General features: G+C 62.7%; 9 protein-coding genes. 1 reads left to right on the top strand and 8 read right to left on the bottom strand.

Annotation, left to right across the window (positions count from 1 at the left end; genetic code table 11):
- Nucleotides 1-143 precede the first annotated feature (143 nt).
- The 8 genes from ACLH0I_RS13770 to ACLH0I_RS13735 all read right to left on the bottom strand — a co-directional run bounded on the left by ACLH0I_RS13770 (nucleotide 144) and on the right by ACLH0I_RS13735 (nucleotide 10,521).
- Complete coding sequence (locus ACLH0I_RS13770; RefSeq protein WP_207965261.1) at nucleotides 144-2,519, bottom strand: efflux RND transporter permease subunit; 2,376 nt, start codon at nucleotides 2,517-2,519, stop codon at nucleotides 144-146.
- A gap of 43 nt (nucleotides 2,520-2,562) precedes the next feature.
- Nucleotides 2,563-3,615, bottom strand: a complete 1,053-nt coding sequence (locus ACLH0I_RS13765; RefSeq protein ID WP_411387368.1) for a WD40/YVTN/BNR-like repeat-containing protein — start codon at nucleotides 3,613-3,615, stop codon at nucleotides 2,563-2,565.
- Nucleotides 3,616-3,986: 371 nt separating this feature from the next.
- Nucleotides 3,987-6,644 carry an aminopeptidase N gene (pepN, locus tag ACLH0I_RS13760; RefSeq protein ID WP_411387367.1) on the bottom strand — a complete coding sequence of 886 codons (2,658 nt, stop codon included), beginning with the start codon at nucleotides 6,642-6,644 and terminating at the stop codon, nucleotides 3,987-3,989.
- Between the two features lie 13 nt (nucleotides 6,645-6,657).
- Nucleotides 6,658-7,488 carry a DUF2797 domain-containing protein gene (locus ACLH0I_RS13755; RefSeq protein WP_186704875.1) on the bottom strand — a complete coding sequence of 277 codons (831 nt, stop codon included), beginning with the start codon at nucleotides 7,486-7,488 and terminating at the stop codon, nucleotides 6,658-6,660.
- Nucleotides 7,485-7,745, bottom strand: a complete 261-nt coding sequence (locus ACLH0I_RS13750) for a YeaC family protein (protein WP_030142618.1) — start codon at nucleotides 7,743-7,745, stop codon at nucleotides 7,485-7,487. Before ACLH0I_RS13750 ends, ACLH0I_RS13755 begins: the two co-directional genes overlap by 4 nt.
- Nucleotides 7,746-7,790: 45 nt before the next feature.
- Nucleotides 7,791-8,663, bottom strand: coding sequence for a rhomboid family intramembrane serine protease (locus ACLH0I_RS13745; RefSeq protein WP_411387366.1), 873 nt, complete (start codon nucleotides 8,661-8,663; stop codon nucleotides 7,791-7,793).
- Nucleotides 8,660-9,634 carry a metallophosphoesterase gene (locus ACLH0I_RS13740; protein WP_411387498.1) on the bottom strand — a complete coding sequence of 325 codons (975 nt, stop codon included), beginning with the start codon at nucleotides 9,632-9,634 and terminating at the stop codon, nucleotides 8,660-8,662. Before ACLH0I_RS13740 ends, ACLH0I_RS13745 begins: the two co-directional genes overlap by 4 nt.
- Entirely contained in the window at nucleotides 9,631-10,521 is an 891-nt protein-coding gene (locus ACLH0I_RS13735; protein ID WP_411387365.1) for an NAD(+) kinase, read from the bottom strand. The genes ACLH0I_RS13740 and ACLH0I_RS13735 overlap by 4 nt, the downstream gene beginning before the upstream one ends.
- 104 nt (nucleotides 10,522-10,625) lie before the next feature.
- Here ACLH0I_RS13735 and ACLH0I_RS13730 point away from each other — a divergent pair, with 104 nt between their 5' ends.
- Nucleotides 10,626-11,576: a DUF1853 family protein gene (locus ACLH0I_RS13730; protein WP_411387364.1), complete on the top strand. Its 951-nt coding sequence runs from the start codon at nucleotides 10,626-10,628 to the stop codon at nucleotides 11,574-11,576.
- Nucleotides 11,577-11,609 lie beyond the last annotated feature (33 nt).

Here is an 11,609-nt window from a genome sequence, read left to right as displayed (position 1 = left end):
CACATGGAAACCTGTGGGAGCGAGCCCGCTCGCGATGGCGGATGGACATTCAACACCTTCATTGACTGTCACACCGCTATCGCGAGCAAGCTCGCTCCCACCTCAGTTCGCCACCTGGGCTGCGCTGAAGGTTCTGCCATCGATCAATGGGCGAACAGTGAATTGCCCTTCTGCCCCGCCAGCTTCTCAGGCTTGATCAGGAACCGCGCCAGCGCCGGCAGCAGCCACAACGCGCCGAACATGTTCCACAGCAGCATGAACGTCAGCATCAAGCCCATGTCGGCCTGGAACTTGATCGCCGAGAAGATCCAGGTGCAGACGCCAATCGCCAGGCACAGGCCGGTGAACAACACGGCTTTACCGGTGGATTTCAGCGTCTGGTAGTAAGCCTCCTGCAACGGCAAGCCGGCGCGCAGGAAACTTTCCAGGCGGCTGTAGATGTAGATGCCGTAGTCCACGCCAATCCCCACCCCAAGCGCCACGACCGGCAAGGTCGCGACCTTCACGCCAATGCCCATGAAGGCCATCAGGGCGTTGCCCAGCACCGAGGTCAGCACCAGCGGCAGCACGATGCACAGCGTCGCCGCCCAGGAACGGAAGGTGATCATGCACATGGTCGCCACGCAGATGTACACCAGGATCAGGATGGTCAGTTCCGATTCCTTGATCACCTCGTTGGTGGCCGCCTCGATGCCGGCGTTGCCGGCGGCAAGGATGAACTCCAGGCCATCGCGGTTGTTGTCCTTGGCAAAGTCCTGCACCGCCTTCACCGCGCGGTCCAGGGTCTCGGCCTTGTGATCGTTGAGGAACACTAGCACCGGCGCCAGGGAACAGCTGTTGTTGTACAGGCCATCGGCCCGGGCGATGGAGTTGTTCAGCACGTCAGGGTTGCGCGACAAGGTCTCCCATTTCAGGTTGCCCTCGTTCATGCCCTTGATCATTTGCTTGGACACGGTCACCAGGGAAATCGCCGACTGCACGCCCTCGGTGTTCTGCATCTTCCACATCAGCTCGTCAATCGGCGCCATGGCCTCATAGCGCGAGCAGCCTTCGGCCTTGGTCTTGACCATCACCACCAGCACATCGGAACTGGTGGAGTAATTGCTGATGATGAAGTTGTTGTCCTGGTTGTAGCGCGAGTCCGGACGCAGTTCCGGCGCGCCCTGGTCCAAGTCGCCGATCTTCAGGTTCTGGCTGTACCAGAGGCCACCGCCAAAGGCGATCACCGCCAGGGCAATGGACACCGGTGCGACCTTGGCGCTGGCGAAACTCGACAGCAGGCGCCAGAACGGGTGTTCACGGGTCGCGTCTTTCTTGCTGCGCTCGACCGCCCGCTTGCTGATGCCGACGTAGGAGATCGCTACCGGCAGCAGGATCAGGTTGGTGAACACGATGACCGCCACGCCGATGGAGGCGCCGATGGCCAGTTCACGGATCACGCCGATGTCGATGATCAGCAAGGTGATGAAGCCCACGGCGTCCGCCAGGATCGCGATCATCCCCGGCAGGAACAACTGGCGGAAGGTACGCCGCGCCGCCGTCAGGGCATTGTCCGCCTCGCTGGACTGCAAGGCGATGCCGTTGATCTTCTGCACGCCATGGGAAATGCCGATGGCGAAGATCAGGAACGGCACCAGCATCGAGTAGGGATCCAGGCCAAAACCGGCCGCATGCATCAGCCCCAATTGCCAGACCACCGCCACCAGGGTGGTGCTCAACACCGCAACGGTGCTGCGCATGCAGTTGGTGAACCAGTACAGCAGGATCAAAGTGATGACGAAGGCCACGCCGAAGAACAGCACCACCATGACCAGGCCGTCGATCAGGTCACCCACTTTCTTGGCGAAGCCAACGATATGGATCTGCACATTCGGGTTCTGGGCTTCGAACTTGTTGCGAATCTTGTCTTCAAGCTCGTGGGAGAACTTGCGATAGTCGAGGGCAAGCAGCTTGCCCTGGTCCTGCGGGTCGGGGTAGGACTCCAGCAACGGAATGTCGATAATGCTCGACTTGAAATCGTTAGCCACCAGGCGCCCAACCTGGCCTGACTTGAGCACGTTGTTGCGCAGCAGGTCGAGGCTGTCGGCCGAGCCGTTATAGCTCTGGGGAATCACCTCGCCACCAGCAAAGCCCTCCTCCGTCACTTCGGTCCAACGCACGCTGGGGCTCCACAACGACTTGAGCCCGGAACGGTCGACACCGGAAATGTAGAACACCTCGTCATGGATCTGGCGCAGGGTCTCCATGTAGTCCTTGGAGAAAATATCGCCGTTGGTGGCTTCCACGGAAATGCGCACCGTGTTGCCCAGGTTCGCCAGGTCGTTGCGGTGCTCAAGCATCTTCTCGATAAAAGGATGCTCGAGGGGAATCATTTTTTCGAAACTGGTGGAGGGACGGATCAGCGTGGCCTGCCAGAACAGGAAAACGCTGACCAGCAGGCAAATGACGATCACTGCCGGGCGGTTGTTGAAAATCAGGCGTTCGAGGAACGTCGCCTTGTCTTGGTGATGACTGCTCATGGGGTCCGCCTTCTTGTTTTTATGCCCGTCTCGCAGGCCTGACTCATTTGCTCAGTTCGGCGCCGGTGGACGTGGTGGCGCGCACGCCGCCTTGCCCTGCCAGGATCAGGTTGCCATTGCCCGCCGCCGTGACGGCCGCCACGGAGATTCGGTCCGGGCGGTTGAACACGCTGAAGGTCTCGCCGTCGTCGGTGCTGCGCACGACGCTGCCGCCGTTGCCGACGATCACGATGGAACCGTCCGCCAGCAGCGTGGCGCCGGACAGGCCGAACTCCAGCGTTCCACGGGCGGCCTTGAGCTCGACTTGCTCCCAGGTGCCGCCAAAATCGGTGGAACGGTACAGGTTGCCGCGCAAACCGTAGGCCAGCAGCGTCGAAGGCTGGGCGGTGCCGATGACACCGAACAGCGAGCCTTCATACGGGCCTTCGACCTTTTCCCAGGTCTGGCCCCAGTCGGCGGAGCGGAACATGCTGCCGGCCTCGCCGACAATGAACAGCCCGGCGTCTTTCACGGCCGCGATGGCATTGAGGTGGAACTGGTCTTCGTTTTCGAGGCGGTCGCTGGCGTCTTCCCAGTGCTTGCCGCCGTCAGTGGTCTCGTACAACGCGCCATACGCACCCACGGCAAAACCATTGCCGGCGTCCTTGAACCAGACATCCAACAGCGGCGCTTCACGGGTGAGGTCTTCGAATTGCTTGGTCCAGGTGCTGCCGCCGTCATCACTGGCGAGGATCTGCGCGTCGTGCCCCACCGCCCAGCCGTGCTTGTCGTCCACGAAAAAGACTGCGGTGAGCAGTTGGCGGGTCGGCACCTTGGCCTGGGTCCAAGACGTGCCCTGGTCATCGGAATAGACGATGTGCCCCCGATCACCGACCGCCACCAGGCGCTGCCCGGCATGGACCACATCGAGCATCAGGGTTTTGCTGGCCTTGGCCGATTCGACGGAATAGATGACATCGGACGTCGACGCCGCAACGGCCATCACCGGTGCCGACAACACCGCAGAGCCCAGCAGCGACAGCGCCGAAGCCAGCAGCGCGACTCTGCGCAGCAGCGGCGGCCGGCAGCGGCCCACAGCCATGACAGGCTCATTCATAGACCTTTCCCCCATTATTATTGTTATGGCTTGGTACGTTGCCGTTCCTGGAGCATAGTCCTGAAACCTGCAATCTAGAGCCACTTCGGAAGCTGGCGTTATCCTATCGGGCTTTCGAAAGGTCTGACAATCGACGCCGCGTTATCTTTTGTTAACCGGGGAGGTTGGCGCTGGGGGTGAATGGCGGGGTATTCGGTGGGGTGATAGCGAGGGGCTAGGCGGTGACGGGGCTGACGCTATCGCGAGCAAGCTCGCTCCCACAGTAGATCTTCAGCGAACACCTATTCTGTGATCAGCCTGGATCCCCTGTGGGAGCGAGCTTGCTCGCGATGAAGGCACCGCGGTCCGCCAGGCAGACCGCGGCATCAAGGTCAAGCCAGACTCTTGCTCACCACCTCGAACACATCGGCCGACAGCCCGCCGGACGCGAGGATGCGTTCCAGTTCGGCTTTCATCAGGGCCTGGCGGGCGCTGTCGTATTTGCGCCAGCGGGTCAGCGGGGCCAGTTGTCGCGAGGCGATCTGCGGGTTGAAACCGTTGAGCTGGATGACCAGGTCCGCCAGGAAGCGATAACCGGAGCCGTCAGCGGCGTGGAAGTTGATCAGGTTCTGCCCGGCAAACGCACCGATCAGGGCCCGCACCTTGTTCGGGTTCTTGATGTTGAACGCCGGGTGCTCCATGAGCGCCTTGACCCGTGCCAGTCCACCCGGCAATGGGCTGCCGGCCTGGACGCTGAACCACTGGTCCATGACCAGCGGGTTGCCCTTGAAGTTTTCCGCGAACACGTCCAGTGCCTTGGCCTTCTCGGTCTCGAATGGCGAGTTGACCAGCACCGCCAGCGCGGTCAGGCGCTCGGTCATGTTGTCGGCGGTGTCGAATTGATCCAGGGTCGCGCTCAGCACCTCAGGCTTGTCGGTCAGCATCAGATACGACAACGCAATATTTTGCAGCGCGCGGCGGGCGAAATGCTCGGCCTCGGCCACGTATGGCGTGCGTTTCGACAGGTCGCGATTGGCTTCATAACGCAGCCACAGGCCTTCGAACAGGTTCTCGGCCAATTGTTGGCGGGCGAACTCACGGGCGACGTGGATCGCCTCGACGTCGGCCACTTCGCTGATTTCCGTCAGGTAGGCTTCGCTTGGCAGCGAGAGCATTTCCGCGACCATGGCCTGGTCCAGGGATTCGTCCGACAGTACGCTGCGCAGCGCACTGACCAGACGCGGATCCAGCGTCAGGCTGGCGCCCTGCTGATGCTGGGCGATCAGTTCCTGCAACACCTGCACCGACAACTGCTGGCCGGCGTCCCACCGATTGAAGCCGTCGCTGTCGTGTTGCATCAGGAACATCAACTGGTCGCGGTTGTACGGGAAGCTCAGTTTCACTGGTGCCGAGAACCCACGCAGCAACGAAGGCAGGGGCTGTTCAGGGATATCGACGAAGGTGAAGGTCTGCTCGGCCTCGGTCACCGAGATTACCCGGGATGTACCGTCCGCCGCCGCTTCACCGGCCAGGCGCAACGGGATCTCGGCGCCCTGGCTGTCCAGCAGGCCAAGCTCCACGGGAATCACGAACGGCAGTTTTTCCATCTTGTCCGGGGTCGGCGGGCAGCTCTGGCGGAAGGTCAGGCTGTAGGTCTTGGCGGCGGCGTCATAGGACTCGCTCACCGCCAGCCGTGGCGTACCGGCCTGGCTGTACCAGCGCTTGAACTGGGTCAGGTCGACGCCATTGGCATCTTCCATGGCCTTGATGAAATCGTCACAGGTCACGGCCTGGCCGTCGTGGCGCTCGAAGTATAGGTCGCTGCCCTTGCGGAAACCCTCAGGCCCCAGCAGGGTGTGGATCATGCCGACCACTTCCGAGCCCTTCTCGTACACCGTCAGGGTGTAGAAGTTGGAAATCTCGATAAAGCTGTCCGGACGCACCGGGTGGGCCATGGGGCCGGCGTCTTCGGCGAACTGGTGGGTGCGCAGGTACGCGACGTCCTGGATGCGCTTGACGGTGGCGGAATTCATGTCCGCCGAGAACCCGGCGTCGCGGAACACCGTGAAGCCTTCCTTGAGCGACAGTTGGAACCAGTCGCGGCAGGTCACGCGGTTGCCCGACCAGTTGTGGAAATACTCGTGGGCAACGATCGCTTCGACCCGCTGGTGGGCGGCATCGGTGGCGGTTTCGGCGCGGGCCAGCACGGCGCTGGAGTTGAAGATGTTGAGGCCCTTGTTCTCCATGGCGCCCATGTTGAAATCGTTGACCGCGACGATCATGAAGATGTCCAGGTCGTACTCGCGCCCGTACACCTCTTCGTCCCAGCGCATCGATTTCTTCAGGCTGGTCATGGCGTGCTGGCACTTGTCGATGTTTTCCGGCTCGACGTAGATGCGCAGCGCCACGGTGCGCTCGCTCAGGGTGGTGAAAGTGTCTTCGACGCACCACAGGTCACCGGCCACCAGCGCAAACAGGTAGGCCGGTTTCTTGAACGGGTCTTCCCAGGTCGCCCAGTGCCGGCCGTCTTCGCCGGGGCCGCTGGCAATCGGGTTGCCGTTGGACAGCAGCACCGGATAGCTGTGCTGCTCGGCCACCACGGTGGTGGTGAACTTGCTCATCACGTCCGGACGGTCGAGGTAATAAGTGATCTTGCGGAACCCTTCGGCCTCGCACTGGGTGCAGAACATGCTGCCGGACTTGTACAGGCCTTCCAGGGCGGTGTTTGTTTCCGGGTGGATCCGCACGGTGGTGTCGAGCGTAAAGGCCTGGGCCTTGGGGTGCACGGTCAGGTGACTGTCGTCCAACTGATAGTCGCTCGGGCCCAGGTCGGCATCGTCGAGCTTGAGCGAGACCAGTTCCAGGTGCTGGCCATCGAGCACCAGCGGCGGCAGCCCGGCGCCGCGCTCGGGGTTGCGGCGCATCACCAGTTGCGCATGGACCAGGCTGTGGTCCTCGAACAACTCGAAGGTCAGGTGTGTTTCGTCGATCAGGTACTCGGGGGCCTGATAATCCTTGAGGTAAATCATCTTCGGTTGTTCGGTGCGCATGGGTCGAATCCTTCTACTGATGCACGGCGAGCTGGTAGGCCGTGTATTTACGAATGTTGATCACGCCGGTGTCGAAAATCAGGTACTGGCCCTTGATCCCCAGCAGCGTGCCCTCGGCGATCGGGTTCTTGTCCAGGTTGAAGCTGACGATCTTGGTCGGGTATTGCTCCACCGGATAACGGATCTCGATGGGTTCGACGTCCGCTATGGTCTGGATCGCTTGCAGGCCGAATCGTTCCTGCAAGCCCTGCAATCCCTGGGCGCAGCTGTCGAACAGCGCGTCGCGGATCGCGGGCAGATCCACCGCCGCCGCGTCGCCCTTGAGCAAGGCGCGCCAGTTGGTCTTGTCCGCCACCTGGCTGCGAAACAGGTCTTCGACGAAGCCCGACTGCTGACGGGTGGCGACCCGCAGGATCGGCAGCGCCTGGCTCGCGCCCTGGTCCAGCCAGCGGGTCGGCAACTGCGTGGCACGGGTGATGCCGACTTTCACGCCCGAGGAGTTGGCCAGGTAGACCACATGATCGGTCATGCAGAACTGCTCGCCCCAGGCCGGATCACGGCACGTGCCGGCGTCGAAATGGCAACGCTCGGGGCTCATGATGCACAGGTCGCACTGGGCCAGCTTGGTCATGCACGGGTAGCAATAACCCTGGCTGAAGCTGGTCTTGGTCCGGCGCCCGCAATGGGTGCAGTGGATCGCACCGAGGTATTCCAGGCGGATCGTGCTGCCGATCAACGGATTGACCGGCACCTCGACCTCGCCCAGGCGAAAGGCGTATTGAACGGTCGGCCCGTCAAGGCGCGCCGACATCTTGCTGATTGCACCGCGGCCAATCTCGATCAATGGATGGCGTCCGACTTGAACAGGATATTTGGCACTTCGGTGGCTTTCGACTGGCACTCCTGCGGGCCCATGTAGCCGGTGCGCTCTTCTTCGGGCAGGTTCTGGATTTCCCAGGCGATCATCGCCTGCAAGGACAGTTCGCGCTGCTCGGCGGTGAGCTTGTTGCCATCGGCCCATTTACCGATTTCCACGGCCAGTTTCAGGCTCCGGTAGATATCAGGCGTGATGTTCTGGATCATTTCGTTGAAGGAAGACATGGGTTCTCCGCGCAATCGCGCATTCTCAAAAGACACAGGCGCCGGTCAAAGGGCCATTTTACGGCGAGCGAACAGCCCGCCCAACAACCCAGTGAAGCAGCCGACGAGCAGCCCGCCGACGTGGGCCGCGTTGGCGATCTCACCAAAACCGATCAGCGAAACCAGCCCCGACAGGCACAGCAGCAACCACACCAGCATCATCACCAGCACCCCGCGGGGCAAGTGATACGCCGGGTTCGGTGCGAGCAGTTGGTAGATCCAGCAATGGCCCAGCAGGCCGTACAACACCCCGGACAACCCGCCAAACAGCGTCGCACCGCTGAAAAAGTACTGGGCGAAATTGGAGACAAGGCTGAACAGCAATGTCAGCCCTAATAAGTTGATGCCACCCTGGCGCGCTTCGATCCGCCGCCCCAGCTCCCAATACCACATGCCGTTCATGGCGATGTGCAGGAAACCGAAGTGGATCAGCATCGGCGTCACCAGGCGCCACCACTGCCCCGCCGCCAGGCTGTCGGCCAATGGCGTGAACTGGATGTAGTCGCCAACGACGCGGAACTCGAGGAAGGTCAGCCAGCGCAGGGTTTCAAGATTATCTCCCAGCAGGGTGACCGCGCTGACGATCAGGCTCAGCAACAGCACCGCGGCCGTCACTGGGCTGCGAACCAGTTGCTGGACGAACCCCGCGCGCCGGGACGTGCTGGCGGTGTCCGGCAGTTCCAGTTGCTGATCGGGGTCGCCAGCAGGAAAACGCGCATACAACGAACGCACGTCCTCACTGATCTCGTCCGGCACCCAGAGCACCTGCTCGCCCGCCTCTTCGCTGACGCGATGGGGCACCTGCATGCGTTGCAGCAGCTTGACGAAGCCGCTCAGGTCCACTGCCAGGGGCAGGCGCAAAACCGCGACAGCACTCATTGCACCACCTCCGGCCGTTCGACATCGACCCAGACGAACTTGTGCGGATCCAGGCGAGTTTCCTGGTCGAGGCGATAAGCGACCAGCTTGCCGTAGAGCACCGCACTGTAGTCCAGGCAGGCCAGGTTCGGGCGGATTGGCGCGGGTTTGCCGCTGCGCCAATAATGGCCTACGAACAACAGCGGCTCATCGACGCCATAACGCAGCAGGTTGTTTTTTTCGTCCGGCGACAGCGGCGTGCGGGCGACCGGCTCCGGCAAGGCGTCGGGCTGGAACACGATGTCGCCGTAGGTCTGTGGGTTGTCTTCCCAGAACTTGGTACGGAAAAACGAACGGGTCAGGCCATCGCCCCCGGTCAGCGTCAGGCCGTGGGGCAGGCGCATGTCCGTGCCGCGCAACAAGCGATCGAACACCGTGCAGGCGAAACTGCCCGATTCGGCCGAGGCCTGGAGAAAATGCTCGTCGATGCAACCGTCCGGGAACAACCCCCGCAGCGGTTCGATCAGGCCCGCATCCCAACAGGCATGCACCACCCGGAAACGGCCGGCGTCGACAAACAACGGCAGCTCGTAGAACCATTTGAGAAAGTCATGCCAGTCGCCGGGATGCTGCTCGAACTGGGTCAGGGTCTCGTTGAGCAGGCGGGCATGGCGCGGCGTGTGTTCGCGCACGTAGCGCTGGCCGCTGCCCGGCAATGCCGGGGTGCTCCAGCCCAGGGCGTTGAACTCGTGGTTGCCCATGATGCACAGCGCCTGGCCGGCCATGACCATGTCATGGACGATGTGCAGCGCCTCGCGAATCCGCGGGCCACGGTCGATGATGTCCCCCAGGAACACGGCCATGCGCGACGGATGCCGCCAGACCCCGCCCTGCTTGTGGTAACCGAGTCGGTCCAGCAGGTGTTCCAGGGTCAGGGCGCATCCGTGCACGTCGCCGATCAAATCGTAACTGCGCGCAGGATCGAGCATCAGTCGCCTCCGCCCCCCAACCGACTGCCCCAGCCGAGCTTGGTCCGGCAGACTTCGTAGTAATTGTGATCCAGCGGATGGATCAGGCGCAGCTTCTGCGCTTTTTTGCTGACGGTGATGGTGTCACCCGGCGCGCAGGTGAAATGGTTCTGGCCGTCACAGGACACTTGTGGGTAGATCTGCATATCCTTGGACACGACGATTTTCAGCTCACTGTTGCCATCGACCACGATGGGTCGCCCAGACAAGGTATGGGGGTACATGGGCACAATCACAATAGCGTCGAGCTTGGGGTGCATGATCGGCCCGCCGGCCGACAGCGCATAGGCGGTGGAACCGGTGGGGGTGGCGACGATCAGGCCGTCGGCCTTCTGGCTGCAGACGAACTGGCCGTCGATGTACAGCTCGAATTCGATCATCCGCGTGGACTTGCCGGGGTGCAGTACCACGTCGTTGAGGGCGTCGCCCTGGCCGATGGCCTCGGCGTGACGACGGACTTCGGCTTGCAGCAGGAAGCGGTTTTCCACCAGGTAGTGGCCGTCCAGCACCTCGGCGACCTTGATCTCCAAGTCGTCAGGGCGGATATCGGTGAGGAACCCCAGGCTGCCGCGGTTGATCCCCAGCACCGGGATATTGTGCCGCGCCAGGGCCCGGGCGGCGCCCAGCAGGCTGCCGTCGCCGCCCACCACGATCACCATGTCACACACCTCGCCGAGCATCTTGCGCGACGAGGTCTGCAGGCCATGGCCCGGCAGGACTTCGGCGATGGTATCTTCGAGGATCACGTGCAGGTGCCGCTCCAGGAGGAAACGCTTGAGCCGGCGAACGGTGTCCAACACCTGCGAACTGCCCAGGCGACCGATGATGCCGATATTACGAAATTGCTCCATGAGGCTCCTGCGAAGGTCTGCGGCGGGCGAAAACACGATTATGGGCGAAAGCGCGCCGTAGACAAAATCCTTTAAGCCTTCAGCGCAACGGCTATGCTCGCAAGATGATCCTGTTCCCTGAATTGCTGGACCTGCCCCGTCGCCTGCGCCATCCCGAAGTGCGTGACCTCGCGTGGGCGATCATCGCCCCGCCGATGCTCATCGACACGCCCTGGCCCCAGCGCCATCCGCTGGCCGGCAGCGACTGGGTGCAGGAGCCCCATCGGCTGGAACACTGGCTGCGCCAACTGGACCACGACAGCTATTCGCTTTTACATTGCTTGTCCCAAGGCCGGACACGGCGCCTGGGCCTGTACTACGAGAGGCTGTGGCAGTTTGCCGCGCAACACGCCCCGGGCATCGAACTGATCGCCGCGAACCTGCCGATCCGGCGCGGAGGCCATACGCTAGGGGAACTGGACCTGCTGCTGCGCGACAGCGAAGGCGTGCATCACCTGGAACTGGCGATCAAGCTGTACCTGGGCCCCCAACAAGGCAACGGGCACGACACCACGCAATGGCTGGGCCCCGGCTGCCATGACCGGCTCGACCGCAAGCTGGCGCACTTGCGCGAACACCAGCTACCGATATCCGCCCGCCCGGAAAGCCGCGAGGCCCTGGCGACGCTGGGGATCGAGTCGTTTCGCTCGCACCTGTGGCTCGGCGGCTACCTGCTCTATCCCTGGCCGGGCGAGGCCGAACCGCCGAGCGGCGCCCACCCCAGGCACTTGCGTGGCCGTTGGCTGCGCCAGCGGGACTGGCCCGGATTCATCGCCCAGCGTCCGCCAGGCCGCTGGCAACCCCTGCCCCGCGCCGCCTGGCTGGCCCCGGCGCATTATCCGGCCGAGCAGACCTGGAGCACCGCGCAACTGGACGCCTGGCGATTGGCCCTGGCCCCCATGGCGCCGGCGCAGTTGATGGTACGCCTGAACGAAAATGCCGAGGGCGAATGGGAAGAAGCCGAGCGGGTGTTCCTGGTGGCGGATCTTTGGCCGAATGTGCCGGGTAGTGGCTGAGTCTTGTGCCGCCTGCCAGGGCCTCATCGCGAG

This window comes from Pseudomonas sp. MPB03 (genome assembly GCF_046605385.1).
GTDB lineage: Bacteria > Pseudomonadota > Gammaproteobacteria > Pseudomonadales > Pseudomonadaceae > Aquipseudomonas > Aquipseudomonas zanjanensis.
This window is presented reverse-complemented; position numbering and strand designations above follow the sequence as displayed.